The organism is Methylotenera versatilis 7 (assembly GCF_000799165.1).
Lineage (GTDB): Bacteria > Pseudomonadota > Gammaproteobacteria > Burkholderiales > Methylophilaceae > Methylotenera_A > Methylotenera_A versatilis_A.
Genome location: NZ_JUGF01000002.1, coordinates 992565 through 1014076, shown reverse-complemented (window position 1 = coordinate 1014076; position 21512 = coordinate 992565). Strand labels below are relative to the sequence as shown.

Genomic DNA, 21512 nt, shown 5'->3' with positions numbered 1-21512 from the left:
TTATGCACCCTCCACTTCAATACCCATACTACGTGCGCTGCCAGCAATAGTGCGCACTGCAGCATCCATGTCAGCCGCTGTTAAGTCAGGCATTTTAGTTGTTGCAATTTCTTCTGCTTGTTTGCGAGTAATTTTGCCAACTTTGTCTGTGTGTGGTTTTGGTGAACCTTTAGTGATATTCGCCGCTTTTTTGATTAAAATCGTTGCTGGCGGTGTTTTCATCACAAACGTGAAGCTCTTATCCGCAAACGCTGTAATCACGACAGGAATTGGCAAACCAGGCTCTACACCTTGTGTTGCAGCGTTAAACGCTTTACAGAATTCCATAATATTCAAACCGCGCTGACCCAATGCTGGGCCAACTGGAGGACTTGGGTTGGCTTTACCTGCAGGAATCTGCAGCTTAATGTAGCCAATGACTTTTTTTGCCATGGTATAACTCCTAATGTGGGTACAAACGCTTTAAAATCAAAGCTCCCCGTTGATAAATACTTCTTATAATTTACTACTTAAACTTTACTTCTATCCGACTAAACTTCTTTTTCGATTTGACTGAAATCCAATTCAACTGGTGTTGCGCGGCCGAAAATCACCACAGAAACACGTAGTTTACTTTTCTCATAGTTAATGTCTTCAACAGCACCTGAGAAATCTTTAAACGGTCCATCAATCACACGCACAACCTCACCTTTTTCAAAGGTCAGTTTTTGTGTTGGATTAGACTTACTGTCATCCATACGCTGTAAAATAATTTCAACTTCTTTGTCTTTGATTGGCGTAGGCTTTTGCGCGCTGCCTCCAATAAATGCCGTCACACGTGGCGTACTTTTAACCAGGTGCCAACTTTCATCAGACATATTCATTTGCACCAATACATAGCCCGGATACAAACGACGCTCTGTAATAGATTTTTGACCCGACTTCATTTCAATCACTTCTTCAACTGGTACCAAAATATCACCAAATTGATCTTGCAGGCCAGAACGTGCAATACGCTCCTCAATACCCGCTTTTACTGATTTTTCCATACCGGAAAAAGCTTGGACTGCATACCAACGCATACTCATTAAGCACTCCGTCCCATTAACCATTGCACCATATAAGCAAACCCAATATCTACCACAGCCAAGAAAGCCGCCATCACCAGCACCAACAGAAATACCGCAACGGTAGTTTGTATAGTTTCTTTTCTGGTAGGCCAGACTACTTTTTTAGCCTCTGCAATCGACTCACCAATAAATCCCAGCGAAGTTTGACCTTGAGCCGTCGTCCATAAAACAGTAACAGCCGCAGCAAAACCTGCTAAAACAGCAAGAATCCGCAGCACAAGCGCCTTATCTGCAAGCAGGTAAAAGCCGGCGATACCAGCCGCCAACAGCAATGCAGATAACACCAGCTTAATTTTGTCTATCATGTTTTATAGTCTTAACTTTTAATTCGCTTAACTTACTAAGCTTTTACATAAATGATGCTACATTAAATATGGCAGGCCAAGAGGGCCTCGAACCCCCAACCCTCGGTTTTGGAGACCGATACTCTACCAATTGAGCTATTGGCCTATTTAACTTTTTACTCTTACTAAAACCACAAAAACTACGCTGAGTTGTTAGCGTAGTTTTTTCTTTAAAACCTAACTATTCAATAATCTTAGCAACCACACCTGCACCAACAGTACGGCCACCTTCACGAATCGCGAAGCGTAATCCATCTTCCATCGCGATTGGTGCAATCAGTTGCACAGTGATTGATACGTTATCACCTGGCATTACCATTTCTGTACCTGCTGGCAATTCAACCGCGCCTGTTACGTCTGTCGTACGGAAGTAGAATTGTGGACGGTAGCCGTTGAAGAATGGTGTGTGACGACCGCCTTCATCTTTACCTAGCACGTAGATTTCTGCTGTGAATTTGGTGTGTGGTTTGATAGAGCCTGATTTAGACAATACTTGACCACGTTCGATATCTTCACGTTTAGTACCGCGTAGCAATACACCAACGTTATCGCCTGCTTGACCTTGGTCTAGCAATTTACGGAACATTTCAACACCAGTACAAGTTGTTTTTACCGTGTCTTTAAGACCAACGATTTCAATCTCGTCACCGACTTTTACAATACCGCGTTCGATACGGCCTGTTACCACAGTACCACGACCAGAGATTGAAAATACGTCTTCTACTGGCATCAGGAATGTGCCGTCAATCGCACGCTCAGGCATTGGGATGTAAGTATCTAATGCTTCTGCTAATTTGAAGATCGCTGGTTCGCCGATTGGTGATTGGTCACCTTCCAAGGCTAATTTAGCTGAGCCATGGATGATTGGGGTGTCGTCGCCCGGGAAGTCGTATTTGCTGAGCAATTCACGCACTTCCATTTCAACCAGCTCTAACAACTCAGGGTCATCAACCATGTCTGCTTTGTTTAAGAACACAACGATGTAAGGTACGCCAACTTGACGTGCCAACAAGATGTGCTCACGTGTTTGCGGCATTGGGCCGTCAGCTGCTGAACAAACAAGGATCGCACCGTCCATTTGGGCTGCGCCGGTAATCATGTTTTTAACATAGTCAGCGTGACCAGGACAGTCTACGTGTGCGTAGTGACGTGTTTCCGTCTCGTACTCGACGTGAGAGGTGTTAATGGTAATACCACGTGCTTTTTCTTCTGGCGCACTGTCAATTTGTGCGTAGTCTTTCGCTTCGCCGCCAAATTTCTTTGTCAGCACTGTCGTGATCGCTGCCGTTAATGTTGTTTTACCGTGATCCACGTGGCCAATCGTACCTACGTTGACGTGTGGCTTGGTCCGTTCAAATTTGCCTTTTGCCATTTCTATAATCCTTTGCGTAATCTTTTTATCGATATAATTTTAATAAAATTTTATTAACTTAATTTCAAAAGTTTTATTTAACTTAATAAAACTTTAACACCACCTGCCATTAAAACCACTTAATTACCGCCTGCATTCATGGTGCCCATGGCGGGAATCGGACCCGCGACCTCTCCCTTACCAAGGGAGTGCTCTACCACTGAGCCACATGGGCGCTTGTCTTTTGACCACAACTTACCGCAGCCCTTTAACCCACGCTTACCAAATACCAACCTAGCAAGCCAAGTTATTCAGGAAACCCAGTTATCTGGAGCGGGCGACGAGGCTCGAACTCGCGACATTCAGTTTGGAAAACTGAAGCTCTACCAACTGAGCTACACCCGCATAGCCATCAAATCAACGTCAACAGGCTTAACAGCAACCGCTTACCGCACATACTAAATTACTAACAACTAAATTTTGGTGGAGGGGGAAGGATTCGAACCTTCGTACTCAGAGAGAACGGATTTACAGTCCGTCGCCTTTAACCACTCGGCCACCCCTCCTAACCGAACCCGCGATTATGCTGATTTTTTGACATAGTGTCAAATAAATTGAGCATATATTTAACGATTAAAATCTGGTGCGCCATACATTAAAACCAGCATACCAAAAACTTTAATCGCTTGTGGATTTTGAGTGAGAATTTGGTGCCGGATGTCGGAATCGAACTGACGACCTTCGCATTACAAGTGCGCTGCTCTACCAACTGAGCTAATCCGGCTTTTTCTTGAAGGCGTGACTATAACAATATTATTTATTATCGCCAAGCCCCTTTTTTAAAAATAAATGACTTTTATCATTTATTTTTCTTTAAGTATTACTTATTGCTATTTTCAGCACCTACTTAACAATGGTTAAGGTTGGCTTTTTCTTTTCTGTCGCAGTTGTTGATTTAGACGCCACATCAGAATCAACATTGCCTGAAACATTCTCCGCATTCATCTTGGTATCTATCTCAAAAAACATACCCTGCCCGTTTTCTCGCGCAAAGATACCTTTAACTGCATTCATCGGCACATACAAATTTTGCGACACCCCGCCGAAGCGCGCAGAAAACACAATCGCCTCATTATCCATATGCAAATCTTTTGTAGCAGAGTAGTTAAGATTAAGCACAATCTCCCCGTCCTTTACAAAAGCAATCGGCACTCGCGTTTGCGTGTTAACAGCCACCAATAAATGCGGGGTCAGATTGTTATCAACGCACCATTCGTGAATGGCGCGAATCATATAAGGTTTAGTGGATATTAAATCACTCATGTCTTTTAAACTTTAGTGAATAAGTTAAAGGGTCGAAGCAACGCAGCGACATTTCAATCTATTTGCGCATCGCTTTTTCTGATGGCGTCATCGCCTCAGCATACAAGGGGCGCGAAAATAAACGTTCCGCATATTTAAGCAATGGCGCAGCCTGATTCGGCAATTCAATACCATAGTGGCCTAAGCGCCATAACAACGGCGTTACAGCAACGTCCAACATGGAGTAATCATCGCCCAACAAATAACTTTGCTTGCTGAAAATCGGCACAATTTGCGTTAAATTATCACGAATCGTTTTGCGCGCCTTATCTGCAATTTCCTGGTTGTCAGATTCAACATCCTTGATATGAGCAAACAAATCTTTTTCAAAGTTATACAAAAACAATCTGGCACGCGCACGCATCACCGGATCCGCTGGCATTAATTGTGGATGAGGAAAACGCTCATCAATGTACTCATTAATAATGTTCGCTTCACTTAATACCAAATCACGTTCAACCAAAACCGGCACTGCGTTATACGGATTTAATACAGCCAAATCTTCCGGTTTATTAGCCAAATCCACATCAATCACTTCAAAATCCATGCCTTTTTCAAACAGCACAATACGACAGCGATGGCTAAATGGATCAACAGTGCCTGAGTATAATTTCATCATAATCTTTGTTTCTTTCTTAAATTGGAAATGCGTTTTAGCCGCTAATTCCGTTAATCATCAGTATCGGTGCATTTCGATTCAATGCTTACCGCCGATGCTAAAATATTTATTCACTGAAAATATTATTACTTAATATCCTTCCAGTATTCAGTTTTGAGTTTTTTAGCCAAAACTAAAAGCACCCCTAAAAACAGCAATACCCACCAGCCCATATGCTTGCGACTTTGCTTGCCAGGTTCAGACATAAAAGCCAAGTAATTCGTTAAGTCAGCAACAAATGCGCTATATTCAGCTGGATTTAATTTACCAGATTTAACCAACTCCAACTGATGCGTTTCATGATTAAGCACTTGCTCACCCTGCAACTCATATAACACATGCGGCATTGCTACCTTTGCATACACAACGTTATTCCAACCAGTTGGCGTTGTGTCATCGCGATAAAATCCGCGCATATAGGCATAAACCCAATCCGCTCCGCGTGCGCGCACTTCGACTGATAAATCTGGCGGCGTTACACCAAACCATTTTTTCGCTTCCGCTGGATCCATAGTCACTTGCATAGTGTCACCTACTTTTTCACCGGCAAATAATAAATTGTCTTTGATTTGCTTTTCGGTTAACCCAATGTCCATCAAGCGGTTATACCGCATGTATTTAGCACTATGGCAATTAAGGCAATAATTCACAAAAGTATGCGCGCCACGCTGCAATGAGGCCTGATCGCTCGGATCAATCGGTGCTTTCTCAGTAATCGCTGATTCGCTTGCCAAGGCGACGAGTGGCAAGAAAGCCAATAAAGTTAATAGTTTTTTCATATTATTTAGTCACTCTCTCTGGCACAGGCTTGGTTTTATCTTTTGCAGTGTACCAAGGCATTAAGACAAAGAACGCGAAGTAGACAACAGTAAAGATACGCGCAACCACTGTCGCACGATCTGCACCACCCAACCAGCTACCGAACTGTCCCCAGACGTTAGAGGGTACAGTGCCCAAATAGCCCAATATTAAAAAGCTGATCACAAAAGCTGCGAGCCATTTTTTATACAAAGCACCACGATAGCGAATCGATTTCACCTTACCTTTGTCCAGCCAAGGCAATAACGCAAATATCATTACCGATAAGCCCATTGCCGCCACACCCGGAAACTGTGAGTTAAAAATTGGCGGAACAGCTCTTAATATTGAATAGTACGGCGTGAAGTACCACACTGGCGCGATGTGTGCAGGCGTTTTAAGGGGATCTGCCGGGACAAAATTATTTGCCTCAAGGAAATAACCACCCATTTCAGGCGCAAAGAACAAGATGCTGGCAAACACCATTAAAAACACCACTACACCGACTAGATCCTTAACCGTGTAATAAGGATGGAATGGAATACCATCCAATGGAATACCCGTTTTCTTATCCTTGTGAGCCTTAATTTCTACACCATCAGGATTATTCGAACCCACTTCATGCAGAGCAACCAAATGCACAACAACCAAACCAGCCAATACAAATGGCAGTGCAATCACATGAAAGGCAAAAAAGCGGTTTAAAGTAGCATCGGATATTAAATAATCACCGCGTAGCCATTCTGATAAATCTGGGCCAATAAATGGAACCGTCGCAAACAAGTTCACAATCACTTGCGCGCCCCAGTAAGACATTTGTCCCCAAGGCAACAGGTAGCCAAAAAACGCCTCACCCATTAACACCAGGAAAATGCCGACACCAAATAACCAAATCAACTCACGCGGATTGCGATATGAGCCATAAATCAACCCACGGAACATATGCAAATAAATCACCACAAAGAACATGGATGCGCCAGTAGAGTGCATATAGCGGATGATATTACCGCCGAACACATCGCGCATGATATATTCAACTGAGGCAAATGCCAGTTGCGCATCCGGCTTGTAATGCATGGTTAAGAAAATACCGGTGACAATTTGCATCACCAGAATCAATAAAGCCAGCGAACCAAAAAAATACCAGAAATTAAAGTTTTTTGGCGCGTAGTATTCTGTTAAGTGCGCTTTAATAGTGCTGGTTACCGGCAATCTTGCATCTACCCAACCCATTAAACCTTTAGTTTCGCTTACGCCTGTTTTATCTTTAGCCATGATTATCCCTCCACTTTCGTATCATCACCAATGAGTAGAGTTGTTTCGGTTAAATATTGATAAGGCGGTATTACTAGATTAATTGGCGCAGGCGAACCTTTAAATACGCGCCCTGCCAAATCGAACCTTGAGCCGTGACAAGGGCAGAAAAAGCCACCTGTCCAGTTTTCACCCATATCGCCACCTGCTTGTAATTTTTCGGTTGGCGAACAGCCCAGATGTGTACAAATACCCACTACCACAGCCAAGTTAGGCTTAATAGAACGACTAGCATTTTTACAATAGGCAGGTTGTTGCGGCACTTCAGAATTCGGGTCAGACAGTTGATCATTGTGTTTAGCCAGATCCGCCGTCATTTCATCGGTACGATTAATAATCCACACCGGCTTACCGCGCCACTCGGCCGTAATCATGGAACCCGGCTGAATTTTACTCACATCCACCTCAACAGGTGCACCTGCAGCTTTTGCACGCTCGCTTGGCAACATGCTACCCACAAATGGAACCGCCACTGCCGCTGCACCCAAGGCACCAACACCTGCAGTCGCTGCAATTAGAAAGTTGCGTTTCTCTTGATTAACTTTAGATGGACTTGAAAATGATAGAACTTGCTCGTTGCTGACAGGATCTTTACTGACTTGGTCTTTGTCAATCTTGTTGTCTGACATTGTTTTCCTTTAACTTGCCTTTTTGGGGCAACGCTATTAATGATGGCGCTTAACTAACTTGACTAATTCACGTTAACTAATGGCCTTAACTGCAAAGCACGTGATTATACAATTCTTTGCAAAATAAACCAAACTTATTTTTATAAGCTATTGAAATATAAAGACTAATATAACGCAACACAATGACAAGCTACACTGGATTATCGCAATCAATAAAGGTGTGCTTTAAGCCAAACTTTTCGGCCAAATGCTCGCCCAATGCTTGTATGCCGTAACGTTCTGTTGCGTGATGGCCTGCAGATATATAAGAAATTCCCGCTTCACGCGCGATGTGTACCGTAGGTTCAGAAATTTCGCCGCTAATATAAACATCTGCGCCAGCCTCAACAGCTTGCTCTATATACCCTTGCGCCGCACCTGTGCATAATGCAATTTTTTGAATTGGCTGATTTAAATCGCCAATCACCAATGCAGTACGGTTAAGCGCTTGATTCAGCGTTGCAACAAAATCTTTAAGCGGCTGCGGCTGACTTAATTCCGCCAAAGCAATCAAATTAGGTTCGTTTTTGCTTTTCTGTCCTGCCCAGCGACTCACCGTTAAACCCAGTTTTTTAGCCAGCATGACATTATTGCCAAACTCCAGATGAGCATCCAACGGCAAATGGTAGGCCATCAGACTGATATCGTGTTGCAATAAGAATTGAATACGGCGTTTCTTAATGCCGATTATTGGCAGCGATTCACCACGCCAAAAATAACCATGATGCACTAATATGGCATCAGCACTGGCTTGCAAAGCCGCTTCCAGCAAATCATAACTAGCTGTCACACCAGTCACAATATGCTGCACTTCCGGCCGACCTTCTACCTGCAAACCATTTGGACAATAATCACTGAAGCGCTCGGGTTGCAGCAATTGATTTAAATAGTTGTTCAAGTCGTCTAATTTCATGTGTATTCACCGTTATTTCACCTATACTTATATCCATAACATTTTAGCAGCTTAAAACATGCAAAGAATCTGGCTTATTTTTGCGCAATCGGTCACTGCCTGCCTAGGCATATTGTTTGTATTGCGATTATTCTATCCGCAACTGTTAATAACGACGCAGGAACCTATCACCATTAAACAGGTTGGGTCCAACCTAAAAGCTAGCACTGTCAGCCCCCAAACCTCATCCAAAGGCAGTTATAGTGATGCCGCAAAAAAAGCCATGCCAGCGGTGGTGAATATTTTCACATCCAGTCAAAAAACTGCTGTTAATCCTCAACAGCAGTATAAGGATGACCCTTTATTCAGGCATTTTTTTGGTGATCAATTAGACAATGAAGATGAGCAACCGGATAGCAGTCTTGGCAGTGGCGTTATCGTCAGCGAACAAGGTTTAATCTTAACCAATGACCACGTTGTGGCCAGTGCAGATGAAATTGAAATTTTATTATCGGATGGCAGAAAATTACCGGCAAAAGTTGTCGGCACTGATCCTGAAACCGATTTGGCCGTCATTAAAGTAGAGGCAGACAAACTACCTTCCATTACTTTTGCTGCAACCGATAAATTAGACGTGGGTGACGTGGTTTTAGCCATTGGCAACCCGTTTGGAGTTGGCCAGACAGTAACGCAAGGCATTGTGAGCGCGCTTGGACGCAACCACTTGGGCATTAACACTTTTGAGAATTTTATCCAAACTGACGCATCCATCAATCCTGGCAACTCTGGCGGCGCACTGATTGACACTGAAGGCAATTTAGTCGGCATTAATAGCGCCATTTACTCACGTAGTGGCGGATCAATGGGTATCGGTTTCGCCATTCCCGCAAGCCTGGCTAAACAAGTGATGGAACAAATTGCCTTAAGTGGCAGCGTAACACGCGGCTGGATTGGGATTGAGGCGCAAGATATTACACCGGAATTAGCCGAGTCATTCAAGCTGGACAAAGTACAAGGCTCATTAATTGCAGGCGTGTTGCGCGATAGTCCAGCTGACCTTGCCGGCATCAGATCTGGTGATGTGCTACTGGCTATTAATAATCGAGAAGTGACTGATAGCAACAGCATGCTAAACATCATTGCCGTGCTAAAACCGAATGAGAAAGCGGTATTAACACTGGCCAGGAATCAAAAAAACATTAAAGTCGAGGTAGTGATTGGCAAACGACCAAAACCAATTGCGATGAGAAGGCAAAACTAAACATTAGTTAGACTTTAAGATTCAGGTAGATTTTATGGAGTTAGATTTCGGTACTGTATATTTTGCCACTACGATACCCATCTCATACAAAAGCCATAATGGCACTGCCAACATAAATTGCGAAATAATATCCGGCGGTGTAAAAATAGCACCTAAGATAAAAGCCCCGACAATCACATAACTACGTACCTCTTGAAGCTGTGCAATACTCACCCAACCAAAGCGTGCGATCAACACCACTGCAATTGGCACTTCAAACGCCAAACCGAACGCCATAAAAAGCGTTAAAACAAAATCTAAATACTCGGCAATATCCGTCATCACGGCAACTCCAGCGGGCGCGCTGTGTACAATAAATCCGAACACCGTTGGGAAAACGGCGAAATACGCAAATGCCATCCCAATCACAAATAACAAGCTGCCTGCCACAATCACCGGCACCATCAGTTTTTTTTCGTGACTGTATAGGCCTGGCGATATAAACGCCCAAATTTGATACAGCGTATGCGGCAATGAAATGACAAAAGCCGCCATCATTGCCACTTTCATTGGCACAAAAAAAGGCGTGGTCACCGCAGTAGCAATCATCTGACCGCCTGCTGGCAACTTGGCCAACATAGGCTCCGCCAGCAAAGCATAGATTTTATTGGCGAAAGGAAACAACCCAATAAACACAACAACAAAACCCAAGACGATTCTGAGTAATCGATTGCGCAACTCAATTAAGTGCGAAATAAATGATTCGGTTGGAGTTGCCATACGCTTTAACGTCCAACTTTCTCAGCAAGGTTTTTAGGCTCACTAATTTTTTTATGTTTTTTAACGGATTCCTTTTCTAATCCAGTTAATGCTGCTTCAACTAGCGCTGGTTTCTTATCAAAATCCTTAGCTGCCGTTTTAACTGGTTTTGTACGTGACTTACGGACAGTTGCTGGTTGTTGAGTTGCCTCCTCAACTGGCGCAAGTCTTGTTTCATTCACATTAGCAATTGAATTTTCAATCTTAGCCGCTTCTTGCTGTACATTTTGTTCTGTACTGATTACTGCCTGCTTAATTTCTTCCTGTAATTTTTGCAATTCCTCAAAGCGAAACTCACGATTCACTTCTTCTTTCACCTGAGCCGCATAACGTTGCATACGTCCCGTCAGTGCGCCAATCGTACGCGCCACTTTAGGTAGTTTTTCTGGACCAATCACTAATAAAGCAACAATGGCAATGACGAATAATTCTGAAAAAGAGATACCAAACACGGTTAAGTTTCAGTCCGCAAATTTATTGCTTAGTCTTACTGGTCACTTCACCTTCGACGGTTGTGCCATTTTCTGCGTTCTTGGCAACTTTATCCTGCTCGCCTTTGCCTTGCTCGTCTTGCATGGCTTTTTTAAACTCATTGACTGCGCCACCTACATCACTACCCATGTTGCGTAATTTTTTTGTGCCAAATATCAATACGACAATCAATAGAACGATTAACCAATGCCACAAACTGAATGAACCCATGATGCTCTCCTGAACTTAACTATTGAGTTAACTGCATTTTTATAGCGAATTAATTGCCGCCAAATACGTGAATGTGGATATGAAATACTTCCTGACCGCCTTCACGCCCCGTATTAATAAGCGTTTTAAAACCAACCAAACCTTGGCTTTCTGCCAGCTTAGGCGCCAACAACAAAGCTTTACCTAATAACGGCTCATGCACGTCTTTGCAGTCTTTCAGCGTTTCAACATGCAGTTTTGGCACAATTAAAAAATGTATCTTTGCCATTGGTTTAATGTCATGAAAAGCAATAAAATCATGATCTTCATAGATTTTTTTGGCTGGAATATCGCCATTAATAATCTTACAAAAAATGCAGTCTGTACTCATGCTATTTAACGCGACTTTCTTTCTCCGTGATGCCAGACAAACCTTCGCGGCGCGCCAGTTCATCTAATATATCTTGCGGTTTCAAACCCGCATGGCTCAACATAATCAAAGTATGAAACCACAAATCGGCCGTTTCATAAACAATCTCTTCTTTATTGCCGCCCTTGGCTGCAATCACCGTTTCGGTCGCTTCTTCACCAATCTTTTTAAGTATGCTATCCATGCCCTTAGCATACAGTTTCGCCACATAAGACGATGCTGGATCTGCGGTTTTACGCTGTTCCAGCAATTCTGCTAATCGGTTTAATACATCGTTCATGTGCTTTAATCTTAAAAGTAATCAATCGTGATAAATGGTTTGGGGATCTTTAATCACCGGCTGATCAATTAACCATTTGGCTTGCGAGTCTTTATCTTGCTCTAATTTTTTAAAAAAGCAATTGTGCCGACCAGTATGGCAAGCGATGCCCCCGATTTGTTCCACTTTAATCAAGATAACGTCTTCGTCACAATCCAGGCGAATTTCGTGCACTTTTTGCGTATGGCCAGACTCTTCACCTTTGCGCCATAATTTATTGCGCGAACGTGACCAATATACGGCCTGTTTAGATTCATTGGTTAACTGTAAAGCCTCGCGATTCATCCATGCGAACATTAACACGCGTCCCGTATCAACCTCTTGTGCAATCACAGGCACCAAGCCGTTGGCATCCCAATTAATTTCATCTAGCCAGCTCAAAGTCTAACCTCTATTTTGTGGTCGCGCATATACTCTTTAGCCTGTTGCACTGTGTATTCACCATAGTGAAAAATACTGGCAGCGAGCACTGCATCCGCACCGCCAATTGTGACGCCATCTACCAAATGCTGCAAATTACCCACACCGCCTGAAGCGATTAATGGCACATCTACGGCATCGCTAATGGCTCTGTTGAGAGGGTTATTAAAGCCAATTTTTGTGCCGTCTCTATCCATACTCGTGACCAGCAACTCGCCTGCACCAAGATTTACCATGTGCTGTGCCCATTTGACCGCATCCAACCCAGTGGCTTTGCGACCGCCATGTGTGAACACTTCCCATTCGAACGGCTGATTGTCTACTTTTTTAGCGTCAATGGCTACTACAATACATTGCGAACCGAATCGCGCAGCGGCATCTTGCACTACCTGTGGATTCAACACGGCAGTAGTATTAATACTAACTTTATCGGCACCTGCATTTAAAAGACGGCGTACATCTTCTACCTCACGCACACCACCGCCTACAGTCAGCGGAATAAATACTTGACTGGCGACTTGCTCAATAATATGTAAAATCAATCCACGGTTGTCAGAGCTGGCGGTAATATCTAAAAATGTGAGTTCGTCCGCGCCCTGATCATCATAGCGCTTGGCAATTTCAACTGGATCGCCTGCATCGCGCAGCTCTAAAAAGTTGATGCCTTTTACCACGCGACCATCGGTCACATCCAAGCAAGGAATGATGCGTTTTGCTAATGCCATTAGCTTAGTGAATCTGCAAGACTTTGTGCAGCAGCAAAATCTAATGTGCCTTCATAGATTGCACGACCTGTAATCGTACCAATAATGCCCTCGCTTGCCACCGCGCACAGCTTGCGTACATCATCTAAATTGGTTACACCGCCAGAAGCAATAACGGGAATAGTGAGCGCTTGCGCCAAGGCAACTGTCGCCTCAATATTCACGCCGGTTAACATGCCATCGCGGCCAATATCCGTATAAACAATCGCATTTACGCCATAATCTTCAAATTTTTTAGCCAAATCAATCACATCATGCCCAGTGAGTTTTGACCAGCCATCAATCGCTACTTTGCCATCTTTTGCATCTAAACCGACCATGATTTGGCCAGGAAAAGCATAGCAAGCTTCATGTAAGAACCCAGGTGTTTTAACGGCTGCGGTGCCAATAATGACGTAATCAATACCATCATCCAGATAGCGCTCTATGGTTTCCAGATCACGAATACCACCGCCTAACTGAATAGGAATCTCGCCTTTAACTGCGCTTACTATAGATTTAATCGCGCCTTCATTAACGGGCTTTCCTGCAAATGCGCCGTTTAGATCGACTAAATGTAAACGTTTGCCACCTTGGTCAACCCAATGTCGCGCCATCGCGCCTGGATCTTCTGAAAACACGGTGGATTCTTCCATAAGGCCTTGTTTTAAACGTACGCAGTGGCCATCTTTGAGATCAATTGCAGGAATAATGAGCATGATTGTTATTGATTAAAATTACAAAAAAGTTAATTGAAGATTTTGGCTTACAAGCGTTAATCTATTAAGGTTTCCAATATACAAAATTACGCAGCAATTGCAAACCAGCTTGCGCACTTTTTTCGACGTGGAATTGTGTTGCAAATATATTGTTGTGTGCAACGACACTGCAAAAACGCTCCGGGTATTCGGTTTCGCCTACAGTTATAGCAGCATCCAAAGGAGCGGCATAATAACTATGTACATGATAAAACCGCGTGGCATCTGCAATATCCTGCCACAGTGCATGTGGTTTAGCTTGGCCATTTGTTAATTGATAGACTTCATTCCAGCCCATGTGTGGAATTTTCAATTTTTCATCATTCACCACCTGATGAGCAGCAAAGCGCTTTACATCGCCTCTAAATATACCCAATCCAGCTGTATCACCTTCTTCTGAATGGTCGAACAGCAACTGCATACCAATACAAATGCCTAAAAATGGCTTGTTGGCTGCAGCATGCAAAACAGCGCCGCGCAAGCTTCTACTGTCCAATTCGCGCATGCAATCTGGCATCGCGCCTTGACCAGGGAAAACTACTCGCTCTGCTTTATCAATGACTGAAGCATCGCTGGTGACTACAACCGATTTACCGTGTGCAACATGCTCAACCGCTTTCGAAACAGATCGCAAATTGCCCATACCGTAATCAACGACTGCAATATCTATTTTAGTCATGTGCTAATTTAATCAATTATTGGTATCGCAGCGCTTATAAGCTGCCTTTGGTAGATGGCATAATGCCTGCCATACGTGCATCAGCAGTAACCGCCATACGCAAGGCTCGCCCGAATGCTTTAAATATAGTTTCAGCCTGATGGTGTGAATTGTGGCCTTTTAAATTATCAATATGTAAAGTTACATTGGCGTGATTCACGAAACCCTGAAAAAACTCGTGCACTAAATCGACATCAAACTCACCAATCGTGGCACGCGTGAATTGGCAATTAAACTCCAAACCCGGACGGCCTGATAAATCAAGCACCACGCGGCTTAAAGCCTCATCAAGCGGCACATAAGCGTGGCCATAACGATTAATGCCTTTTTTATCGCCCACGGCTTTCGCAAATGCCTGGCCTAAAGTAATACCAATATCTTCAACGGTATGATGTGCATCAATATGCAAATCACCCTTTGCCTGAACGTTAATATCCATCATGCCATGACGTGCTATCTGATCTAGCATATGGTCTAGGAAACCAAGCCCTGTATTAAATTGCGAAGCACCATTACCATCAATGTTAATGGAAACAGTAATTTGGGTTTCTAGGGTGTTGCGTGTGATGTCGGCTTTGCGCATGAATGAGCTACTTAAATGAAAACAATCAATAATTTACCCGTATTTTAACTCAAACTAAGCCTTAGGCGCAAAGGCGCCTTAAATAAACACAGCAAATAAAAAAGCCGACTAAATAGTCGGCTTTTTACCATGCTAAATATATCTTAGCTTGAAAAGCTATTACTCGGCAGCAGCTTCCGGTGCTGGAGTAGCTTCAGCAGCTGGTTCAGCTGGAGCCGCTTCAATTGGCGCAGCTTCTTCAACTGCAGCAGGCGCTTCAGTCGCTGGAGCCACTTCTTCAACAACTGGTGCATCAACAGGAGCTTCTTGAGCTGGCTTATTACCAGTCAATAGATACAAACCCAGTAATACAGCACCTGCGATTAATGCCCATGGCAGGTATTTACCAAGACCACCAGCTGCTGCTGAATTACCACGTGCTAAACCTGTGATTTCAGCTGCTGACGCTGCTGGATCTGCTGCACCGTAAATCGCTGCACCTGCAACCACAATATCTGCACCTGCATCAACTACTTGACGAACTGTTGCCGCTTTAACACCACCAGCAACAGAAACTTTGGCGCCAGTATTTAAACCAGTAATCAAAGCCAAGTCAGCAAAAGGTGTTTGGCCAGCAGCTTGTTGGTCCAAACCAGTGTGAACGCCAATGATGTGTGCGCCTAATTTCGCTACTTCTTTAGTACGTGCCACTTTGTCAGCAACGTTGATCAAGTCAACTTGTGCTTGTTTACCATATTTGTTAGCAACATCGATTACACCTTTGATAGTACCAAGATCAGCGGTACCAAGAACAGTAACGATATCTGCACCTGCTTTGTAGAATGGCTCAGCTTCGTAGAAACCAGCATCCATTGTTTTCAAGTCAACTAAGATTTTGTTGTTTGGAAATTTTGCACGCAATGTTTTAAGCAATTCAATACCATTGTGTTTGATGCAAGGTGTACCGATTTCTAAAATATCTACATGTGGTGCTACTTTAGTTGCCAATGCAACTGTTGCGTCAAAATCTAATGAATCTAATGCCATTTGGGTTTGTGCCATGGTGCCTATTCCTCCGAGCTCGCTAATAATTTAATAAAGGGTTCGATAAAATTATTTGATTAAAAAAATTAATATTCTGTAGTTATTTTGTTTTAATTCAAAGTAATTTTACAAAATACTATTTGCACATTCTGTACATTTCGACATCATAACCGCAATTGATTCAATATTTCAACAATTTGGTCATAATTTGATTATAAAACAAGTACCTTAGCGCACTTATGCGCCAGTTGAATCAGTTAACCTGATTGTAAAATCGTTGTAAGTGCCTGTATAAGACTATTCGATTGTGCATCTGTGCCAATAGTGATGCGGATATAGGGTGCTATTCTTGATGGTTTTTTAAAGTGCCGCACAATAATATTGTGCTCTCGTAACTTTGCTGCCAACTCTGCACCATCCACTGCTTTATGTTTTGCAAATACGAAATTGGCACCTGATGGCAAACTTTCGAAATTAAGTGCTTGCAAGTCATCAATCAATCGACTCCTTGTTGCGACTACTTTTGCACAAGTTTCTTCAAAATAGGCGCCGTCTTGCATGGCAGCAACAGCGCCCGCCTCGGCAAATCGATCAATCGGATAGGAATTAAAACTGTCTTTGACGCGAACCAGCGCTTCGATTAAGTCCTTATTCCCCAGCGCATAACCAACTCTTAAACCAGCTAACGAGCGTGCCTTTGATAAGGTATGCGTCACCAATAAATTTGGGTAAGTATTGATTAACTTAACCGCAGACTCCGTACCAAAATCCACATACGCTTCATCAATGACCACAACTGAGTGCGTATTTTGACGCAGCAGTTGTTCTATATCTGCAAGCGCCAATGGAATCCCTGTTGGCGCATTGGGATTAGGAAAAATAATACCGCCATTAGGTCGCGCATAGTCGTGGATATCAATATTAAATTGCTTATCCAATGCAATGGTTTCATATTGAATACCATACAATCCACAATAAACCGGGTAAAAACTATAGGTAATATCAGGGAATAGCAGCGGCTTGTCATGTTTTAATAAAGCATGGAAAACATGCGCCAACACTTCATCCGAACCATTTCCCACAAACACCTGACCAGGCTTTATATCAATCCCTTGCAAATTGAAGCTTTGTGCAATCGCCGTTTTGAGCTTGTCAGAGTTTGGGTCTGGGTAAAGTCTTAAACTATCAGCAGCTTCTAATTTTAGCGCCTCAATCACCTTAGGGCTTGGCCCATAGGGGTTCTCATTAGTGTTCAGTTTAACCAGATTATCCAGCTTTGGCTGCTCACCCGGAACGTAAGGCGTCAATTTATGGACAACATCACTCCAGAATTTACTCATGAAACAGTCCCATTATTTCAGGCGATATTCAGCTGATCTTGCATGTGCGGTCAGACCTTCACCATGCGCCAGCGTAGAAGCAATTTTGCCCAACTTCTGCGCACCTTCTGGAGAAACCAGAATCAGGCTGGAACGCTTTTGAAAATCATACACACCCAGCGGGCTTGAAAAACGGGCGGTGCGTGAGGTCGGCAACACGTGATTTGGTCCTGCGCAATAGTCTCCGAGCGCTTCACAGGTATCTCGTCCCATAAAAATAGCACCCGCGTGTTTAATCTTTTTGCTAATTTCAAGCGGGTTTTCCACAGACAATTCCAAATGCTCTGGCGCAATGTAATTACTAATGGCAATCGCTTCGTCCAGGTCTTTTGTAAGAATCAACGCACCACGATCTGAAATCGAAGTATTGATAATATCTTTGCGCGGCATAGTTTCTACCAATCTTTGCATGCTGGCAGCAACCGCGTCTAGAAACTCCGCATCCTGACTAAGTAATATGGATTGCGCTAATTCATCATGTTCTGCCTGGCTGAACAAATCCATTGCAATCCAGTCGGGATTAGTTTTTCCGTCGCAAATTACCAAAATTTCAGATGGTCCAGCGACCATATCAATACCCACCACGCCAAACACACGGCGCTTGGCAGCCGCTACGTAAGCATTGCCAGGCCCAACTATTTTATCCACTTGCGGAACAGTTTGCGTGCCATAAGCCATTGCCCCTACAGCCTGTGCGCCACCGATACAGAATACGCGATCAACACCCGCAATCGCCGCCGCTGCCAAGACTAATGCATTTTTTTCGCCATTCGGCGTAGGCACCACCATGATTAACTCTTGAACACCGGCCACTTTTGCCGGAATCGCATTCATTAATACTGAAGACGGATAAGCAGCTTTTCCACCTGGCACGTACAAACCGACACGATCTAAAGCAGTGACTTGCTGGCCAAGCAAAGTACCATCAGCCTCAGTGTAGCTCCATGATTGCGTCACTTGCTTTTCGTGGTAACTTTTCACCCTGTCAGCCGCCGCCTGTAGAGCTTGGCGCTGATCGTCAGGCAAGCTATGTAATGCCGCTTGTAACTCCGCCTGACTGATTTCCAGCTCAGCCAAACTGTTTGCGCTGGTTTTATCAAACCGGTTGGTATATTCCAGCACTGCGGCATCGCCACGCACTTTTACGTCTTTTAAAATATTGGCGACCACGATATCAACGCTGTCATCTTGAGCAGTTTCAAATGCCAGCAAGGCTTTTAAATCAACGTCAAATGTCGCCTCTTGTGTGGATAAACGTCTAATCTTCATTACTGAATACTTTCGAAATCTTATTTAATGGCTGTAGCAAAACTATCAATAATCGGCTGTAATTGCGCACGGTTGAGCTTTAACGAAGCCTGATTCACGACTAAACGTGAACTGATATCGCCAACCGTTTCCACCGCCTTCAGATTGTTGGCGCGCAAAGTGCCGCCCGTGCTGACCAAATCAACAATCACATCTGCCAAACCTACCAAAGGACCGAGTTCCATTGATCCGTACAACTTAATTAAATCAACATGCATGCCCTTAGCCGCAAAGTGTTCACGTGCAGTTTTAACATACTTTGTTACCACTTTAAGGCGCGCACCCTGACGGATACTGGCTTCATAATCGAAACCTTCACGCACCGCCACCATCATCTTGCATTTGGCAATCTGCAAATCTAACGGTTGATATAAGCCCTCTCCACCATGCTCATCCAGCACATCTTTACCTGCAATGCCCAAGTCAGCTGCGCCGTATTGCACATAAGTAGGCACATCCGTTGCACGCACAATAATCAAGCGCACATCATCGCGATTGGTTGGCAGAATGAGCTTGCGCGAAGATTCAGGATCTTCCAACGCATGAATACCTGCTGCAGCCAATAACGGCGTGGTTTCTTCAAAAATTCTGCCTTTTGATAGTGCTATCGTAATCATGGTTTTTGCTTATATTTTCAGGGTTTAAGTCTATTTAATTTATTGCGTTACTTAATGCGCACGGCGCACTTTTGCGCCCAATTTAGTTAACTTCTCTTCTAGATATTCGTAGCCACGATCTAAATGATAGATACGTTCTATTACCGTTTCACCTCTAGCCACCAAGCCCGCTAAAACCAGGCTGGCAGAAGCACGTAAATCGGTTGCCATCACAATCGCACCATCTAAAAAGTCTACACCTTGAACCAAAGCGGTATTGCCGTCAACACTGATATCCGCACCCAAACGCTGCATTTCCTGTACATGCATAAAACGGTTTTCAAAAATCGTTTCTGTGACCTTTGCAACACCAGTTGCAATCGTATTTAACGCCATAAACTGCGCCTGCATATCCGTTGGAAAAGCTGGGTGCGGTGCGGTGCGGATGTTCACACCCTTTAACTGACCATTGCTTTTCACGGTAATAGTATTTTCAGCCTTACCTACTTTTACTTCTGCGCCAGCTTCACGTAACTTTTCAATGACTGCATCCAGCAAGTCAGCACGCGCATTGAGTAGCTTCACTTCACCGCCTGTCATCGCTGCCGCCACCATGTAAGTGCCAGCCTCAATACGATCGCAGACAATGTTATGACTTGCACCATGCAGTTTTTCCACACCAACAATGGTGATGGTATCGGTGCCTGCGCCAGTAATATTCGCGCCCATTTTATTTAGGCATTCCGCTAAATCCACCACCTCTGGCTCTTTAGCGGCATTTTCTAAAATTGTTTTACCTTCTGCTAAAGTGGCCGCCATCATCAAATTTTCGGTACCTGTCACCGTGACCATATCCATATAATAACGCGCGCCCTGCAAGCGACGGTTAGGCAAATGCAATGTACTAGCCTGAATATAACCATGCGTGATATGTATTGCCGCGCCCATTGCCTGCAAGCCTTTGATATGCAGATCGACAGGGCGCGAACCAATTGCACAACCGCCCGGTAATGAAACGCGGGCAGTGCCGAAACGTGCCAAAAGCGGACCCAAAACCAGAATAGAGGCACGCATGGTTTTCACCATTTCGTAGGTCGCTTCAAATGATTGCACGTCACTGGCATCTAGGCTAACTTTGTCTGAATCGCGCGCAATCTTAACGCCCATGGTGTCTAACAATTTGATGGTCGTATCAATGTCTTTTAGTGCAGCCACACTGCTCAAATTCAGCGGTGTTTCAGCCAACAGTGATGCACATAAAATCGGCAACGCTGCATTCTTTGCGCCAGAAATCGTTACTTCGCCATTTAATGGAAAGCCACCTTCAATAATGAGCTTATCCAACTAAGCGGCCTCAGCCAATAACGCTTGCAATTCGCCGCTTTCATACATGGCACGCATAATGTCTGAGCCGCCTAAAAACTCGCCATTCACATACAACTGCGGGATGGTTGGCCAATTGGCATACTGCTTGATGCCTTCGCGAATCGCTTGATCTTGTAATACATCAACCGCTACATACTGCACATTACATGCCGCCAGAATTTGTGTCGCCAAGTTAGAAAAACCACATTGTGGAAATTTCGGGCTACCTTTCATATATAGAACCACTTTATTACTAGTGACCGTCTCTTTGATTTGCGCTTGTGCGTCCATTACTTACTCCTAAACTGAATCTAAAATCTTTATCTAAAATGTACGTTTCTATTGGTTGATCGCGTGCCACTTTTCTGGGGTATAGGTTTTCATGCCCAATGCATGAATTTCTGCACGCATACGATCTCCCAGTGCGGCGTAAACCAATTGATGCTGTTGCACCATATTTTTACCAACGAAAGCGGGGCTTACAATCACCGCTTCAAAATGCGTACCGTCATCACCCAGCACTTGAATATAATCACAAGGTAATCCTTGGGTGATGTAATTTTGTAACTGCGCTGCACTTAACATGTTTTATTAATCCACATACTTTACTAATCCGTGACTTTATCTTTGTATA

At 43.8% G+C, this 21512-nt stretch carries 28 protein-coding genes and 5 tRNA genes; 1 reads left to right on the top strand and 32 read right to left on the bottom strand.

Annotated features, from left to right (window positions below; translation table 11 throughout):
- The 15 genes from rplK to K370_RS08880 all read right to left on the bottom strand — a co-directional run bounded on the left by rplK (position 1) and on the right by K370_RS08880 (position 8517).
- Positions 1-432: a 50S ribosomal protein L11 gene (gene rplK, locus K370_RS08950; RefSeq protein WP_047540994.1), complete on the bottom strand. Its 432-nt coding sequence runs from the start codon at positions 430-432 to the stop codon at positions 1-3.
- Between the two features lie 98 nt (positions 433-530).
- Positions 531-1067: a transcription termination/antitermination protein NusG gene (gene nusG, locus K370_RS08945; protein ID WP_047540992.1), complete on the bottom strand. Its 537-nt coding sequence runs from the start codon at positions 1065-1067 to the stop codon at positions 531-533.
- Positions 1067-1414, bottom strand: coding sequence for a preprotein translocase subunit SecE (gene secE / locus K370_RS08940; protein WP_047540990.1), 348 nt, complete (start codon positions 1412-1414; stop codon positions 1067-1069). The genes nusG and secE overlap by 1 nt, the downstream gene beginning before the upstream one ends.
- Positions 1415-1483: 69 nt before the next feature.
- Positions 1484-1559 (bottom strand) — tRNA-Trp (locus K370_RS08935).
- A 75-nt stretch (positions 1560-1634) separates the two neighbouring features.
- Entirely contained in the window at positions 1635-2825 is a 1191-nt protein-coding gene (gene tuf, locus K370_RS08930; RefSeq protein ID WP_047540989.1) for an elongation factor Tu, read from the bottom strand.
- 139 nt (positions 2826-2964) lie between these two features.
- Positions 2965-3039: transfer RNA gene (locus tag K370_RS08925), tRNA-Thr, on the bottom strand.
- A gap of 94 nt (positions 3040-3133) precedes the next feature.
- A tRNA-Gly gene (locus tag K370_RS08920) sits at positions 3134-3209 on the bottom strand.
- Positions 3210-3285: 76 nt separating this feature from the next.
- Positions 3286-3370: transfer RNA gene (locus K370_RS08915), tRNA-Tyr, on the bottom strand.
- A 142-nt stretch (positions 3371-3512) separates the two neighbouring features.
- Positions 3513-3588, bottom strand: a tRNA-Thr gene (locus tag K370_RS08910).
- Between the two features lie 119 nt (positions 3589-3707).
- Positions 3708-4127 carry a ClpXP protease specificity-enhancing factor gene (locus K370_RS08905; RefSeq protein ID WP_047540988.1) on the bottom strand — a complete coding sequence of 140 codons (420 nt, stop codon included), beginning with the start codon at positions 4125-4127 and terminating at the stop codon, positions 3708-3710.
- A 58-nt stretch (positions 4128-4185) separates the two neighbouring features.
- Positions 4186-4785 (bottom strand): glutathione S-transferase N-terminal domain-containing protein, encoded by a 600-nt coding sequence (locus tag K370_RS08900; RefSeq protein WP_047540987.1) that lies wholly within the window; start codon positions 4783-4785, stop codon positions 4186-4188.
- A gap of 125 nt (positions 4786-4910) precedes the next feature.
- Positions 4911-5603, bottom strand: a complete 693-nt coding sequence (locus tag K370_RS08895; protein WP_047540985.1) for a cytochrome c1 — start codon at positions 5601-5603, stop codon at positions 4911-4913.
- 1 nt (position 5604) lies between these two features.
- Positions 5605-6897, bottom strand: coding sequence for a cytochrome b (locus tag K370_RS08890; RefSeq protein ID WP_047540984.1), 1293 nt, complete (start codon positions 6895-6897; stop codon positions 5605-5607).
- Between the two features lie 2 nt (positions 6898-6899).
- A complete protein-coding gene (gene petA, locus K370_RS08885; protein ID WP_047540983.1) occupies positions 6900-7565 on the bottom strand; it encodes a ubiquinol-cytochrome c reductase iron-sulfur subunit in 666 nt (221 codons plus the stop codon).
- Between the two features lie 190 nt (positions 7566-7755).
- Positions 7756-8517, bottom strand: a complete 762-nt coding sequence (locus K370_RS08880; protein ID WP_047540981.1) for a Nif3-like dinuclear metal center hexameric protein — start codon at positions 8515-8517, stop codon at positions 7756-7758.
- Between the two features lie 58 nt (positions 8518-8575).
- Between K370_RS08880 and K370_RS08875 the strand changes: the two genes are divergently transcribed.
- On the top strand, positions 8576-9757 hold the full coding sequence (locus K370_RS08875; RefSeq protein WP_047540979.1) for a Do family serine endopeptidase: 1182 nt from the start codon (positions 8576-8578) through the stop codon (positions 9755-9757).
- 21 nt (positions 9758-9778) lie between these two features.
- Here K370_RS08875 and tatC read toward each other — a convergent pair whose 3' ends face one another.
- The 17 genes from tatC to K370_RS08790 all read right to left on the bottom strand — a co-directional run bounded on the left by tatC (position 9779) and on the right by K370_RS08790 (position 21463).
- Positions 9779-10516, bottom strand: a complete 738-nt coding sequence (tatC, locus tag K370_RS08870) for a twin-arginine translocase subunit TatC (protein WP_047540977.1) — start codon at positions 10514-10516, stop codon at positions 9779-9781.
- Positions 10517-10521: 5 nt separating this feature from the next.
- The gene (gene tatB, locus K370_RS12340; protein ID WP_047540975.1) at positions 10522-11007 is read right to left on the bottom strand and encodes a Sec-independent protein translocase protein TatB; all 486 of its coding nucleotides are present in this window, start codon (positions 11005-11007) and stop codon (positions 10522-10524) included.
- 22 nt (positions 11008-11029) lie between these two features.
- The gene (gene tatA / locus K370_RS08860) at positions 11030-11257 is read right to left on the bottom strand and encodes a Sec-independent protein translocase subunit TatA (RefSeq protein ID WP_047540973.1); all 228 of its coding nucleotides are present in this window, start codon (positions 11255-11257) and stop codon (positions 11030-11032) included.
- Between the two features lie 49 nt (positions 11258-11306).
- Positions 11307-11627 (bottom strand): histidine triad nucleotide-binding protein, encoded by a 321-nt coding sequence (locus tag K370_RS08855; protein ID WP_047540971.1) that lies wholly within the window; start codon positions 11625-11627, stop codon positions 11307-11309.
- Between the two features lies 1 nt (position 11628).
- A complete protein-coding gene (locus tag K370_RS08850) occupies positions 11629-11946 on the bottom strand; it encodes a phosphoribosyl-ATP diphosphatase (protein WP_047540969.1) in 318 nt (105 codons plus the stop codon).
- Positions 11947-11967: 21 nt separating this feature from the next.
- Positions 11968-12366, bottom strand: coding sequence for a phosphoribosyl-AMP cyclohydrolase (hisI, locus tag K370_RS08845; RefSeq protein WP_047540967.1), 399 nt, complete (start codon positions 12364-12366; stop codon positions 11968-11970).
- Positions 12363-13130 carry an imidazole glycerol phosphate synthase subunit HisF gene (gene hisF / locus K370_RS08840; protein WP_047540965.1) on the bottom strand — a complete coding sequence of 256 codons (768 nt, stop codon included), beginning with the start codon at positions 13128-13130 and terminating at the stop codon, positions 12363-12365. The genes hisI and hisF overlap by 4 nt, the downstream gene beginning before the upstream one ends.
- Positions 13130-13867 carry a 1-(5-phosphoribosyl)-5-[(5-phosphoribosylamino)methylideneamino]imidazole-4-carboxamide isomerase gene (hisA, locus tag K370_RS08835; protein WP_047540963.1) on the bottom strand — a complete coding sequence of 246 codons (738 nt, stop codon included), beginning with the start codon at positions 13865-13867 and terminating at the stop codon, positions 13130-13132. Before hisA ends, hisF begins: the two co-directional genes overlap by 1 nt.
- A gap of 64 nt (positions 13868-13931) precedes the next feature.
- On the bottom strand, positions 13932-14585 hold the full coding sequence (gene hisH, locus K370_RS08830; protein ID WP_047540961.1) for an imidazole glycerol phosphate synthase subunit HisH: 654 nt from the start codon (positions 14583-14585) through the stop codon (positions 13932-13934).
- 34 nt (positions 14586-14619) lie between these two features.
- Entirely contained in the window at positions 14620-15207 is a 588-nt protein-coding gene (gene hisB / locus K370_RS08825) for an imidazoleglycerol-phosphate dehydratase HisB (protein WP_047540960.1), read from the bottom strand.
- Between the two features lie 159 nt (positions 15208-15366).
- On the bottom strand, positions 15367-16248 hold the full coding sequence (gene hxlA / locus K370_RS08820) for a 3-hexulose-6-phosphate synthase (protein ID WP_047540958.1): 882 nt from the start codon (positions 16246-16248) through the stop codon (positions 15367-15369).
- A gap of 239 nt (positions 16249-16487) precedes the next feature.
- The gene (gene hisC, locus K370_RS08815; protein ID WP_047540956.1) at positions 16488-17570 is read right to left on the bottom strand and encodes a histidinol-phosphate transaminase; all 1083 of its coding nucleotides are present in this window, start codon (positions 17568-17570) and stop codon (positions 16488-16490) included.
- A 12-nt stretch (positions 17571-17582) separates the two neighbouring features.
- A complete protein-coding gene (gene hisD / locus K370_RS08810) occupies positions 17583-18878 on the bottom strand; it encodes a histidinol dehydrogenase (RefSeq protein WP_047540955.1) in 1296 nt (431 codons plus the stop codon).
- Positions 18879-18898: 20 nt separating this feature from the next.
- A complete protein-coding gene (hisG, locus tag K370_RS08805) occupies positions 18899-19534 on the bottom strand; it encodes an ATP phosphoribosyltransferase (protein WP_047540953.1) in 636 nt (211 codons plus the stop codon).
- Positions 19535-19585: 51 nt separating this feature from the next.
- Positions 19586-20857 carry a UDP-N-acetylglucosamine 1-carboxyvinyltransferase gene (gene murA / locus K370_RS08800; RefSeq protein WP_047540952.1) on the bottom strand — a complete coding sequence of 424 codons (1272 nt, stop codon included), beginning with the start codon at positions 20855-20857 and terminating at the stop codon, positions 19586-19588.
- Positions 20858-21169, bottom strand: coding sequence for a Grx4 family monothiol glutaredoxin (gene grxD / locus K370_RS08795; RefSeq protein WP_047540950.1), 312 nt, complete (start codon positions 21167-21169; stop codon positions 20858-20860).
- Positions 21170-21217: 48 nt separating this feature from the next.
- Positions 21218-21463: a BolA family protein gene (locus K370_RS08790; protein WP_047540948.1), complete on the bottom strand. Its 246-nt coding sequence runs from the start codon at positions 21461-21463 to the stop codon at positions 21218-21220.
- Positions 21464-21512: the final 49 nt, after the last annotated feature.

Coding starts and splice junctions, on each gene's coding strand:
- K370_RS08900 (WP_047540987.1), bottom strand. CDS start 4,785: ATGATGAAATTATACTCAGGCACTGTTGATCCATTTAGCCATCGCTGT.
- grxD (WP_047540950.1), bottom strand. CDS start 21,169: ATGGACGCACAAGCGCAAATCAAAGAGACGGTCACTAGTAATAAAGTG.
- petA (WP_047540983.1), bottom strand. CDS start 7,565: ATGTCAGACAACAAGATTGACAAAGACCAAGTCAGTAAAGATCCTGTC.
- hisF (WP_047540965.1), bottom strand. CDS start 13,130: ATGGCATTAGCAAAACGCATCATTCCTTGCTTGGATGTGACCGATGGT.
- hxlA (WP_047540958.1), bottom strand. CDS start 16,248: ATGGCACAAACCCAAATGGCATTAGATTCATTAGATTTTGACGCAACA.
- K370_RS08890 (WP_047540984.1), bottom strand. CDS start 6,897: ATGGCTAAAGATAAAACAGGCGTAAGCGAAACTAAAGGTTTAATGGGT.
- nusG (WP_047540992.1), bottom strand. CDS start 1,067: ATGAGTATGCGTTGGTATGCAGTCCAAGCTTTTTCCGGTATGGAAAAA.
- K370_RS08880 (WP_047540981.1), bottom strand. CDS start 8,517: ATGAAATTAGACGACTTGAACAACTATTTAAATCAATTGCTGCAACCC.
- tatC (WP_047540977.1), bottom strand. CDS start 10,516: ATGGCAACTCCAACCGAATCATTTATTTCGCACTTAATTGAGTTGCGC.
- K370_RS08905 (WP_047540988.1), bottom strand. CDS start 4,127: ATGAGTGATTTAATATCCACTAAACCTTATATGATTCGCGCCATTCAC.
- hisG (WP_047540953.1), bottom strand. CDS start 19,534: ATGATTACGATAGCACTATCAAAAGGCAGAATTTTTGAAGAAACCACG.
- hisA (WP_047540963.1), bottom strand. CDS start 13,867: ATGCTCATTATTCCTGCAATTGATCTCAAAGATGGCCACTGCGTACGT.
- tatA (WP_047540973.1), bottom strand. CDS start 11,257: ATGGGTTCATTCAGTTTGTGGCATTGGTTAATCGTTCTATTGATTGTC.
- hisC (WP_047540956.1), bottom strand. CDS start 17,570: ATGAGTAAATTCTGGAGTGATGTTGTCCATAAATTGACGCCTTACGTT.
- hisD (WP_047540955.1), bottom strand. CDS start 18,878: ATGAAGATTAGACGTTTATCCACACAAGAGGCGACATTTGACGTTGAT.
- hisH (WP_047540961.1), bottom strand. CDS start 14,585: ATGACTAAAATAGATATTGCAGTCGTTGATTACGGTATGGGCAATTTG.
- K370_RS08875 (WP_047540979.1), top strand. CDS start 8,576: ATGCAAAGAATCTGGCTTATTTTTGCGCAATCGGTCACTGCCTGCCTA.
- K370_RS08790 (WP_047540948.1), bottom strand. CDS start 21,463: ATGTTAAGTGCAGCGCAGTTACAAAATTACATCACCCAAGGATTACCT.
- K370_RS08895 (WP_047540985.1), bottom strand. CDS start 5,603: ATGAAAAAACTATTAACTTTATTGGCTTTCTTGCCACTCGTCGCCTTG.
- hisB (WP_047540960.1), bottom strand. CDS start 15,207: ATGCGCAAAGCCGACATCACACGCAACACCCTAGAAACCCAAATTACT.
- tuf (WP_047540989.1), bottom strand. CDS start 2,825: ATGGCAAAAGGCAAATTTGAACGGACCAAGCCACACGTCAACGTAGGT.
- K370_RS08855 (WP_047540971.1), bottom strand. CDS start 11,627: ATGAGTACAGACTGCATTTTTTGTAAGATTATTAATGGCGATATTCCA.
- rplK (WP_047540994.1), bottom strand. CDS start 432: ATGGCAAAAAAAGTCATTGGCTACATTAAGCTGCAGATTCCTGCAGGT.
- secE (WP_047540990.1), bottom strand. CDS start 1,414: ATGATAGACAAAATTAAGCTGGTGTTATCTGCATTGCTGTTGGCGGCT.
- K370_RS08850 (WP_047540969.1), bottom strand. CDS start 11,946: ATGAACGATGTATTAAACCGATTAGCAGAATTGCTGGAACAGCGTAAA.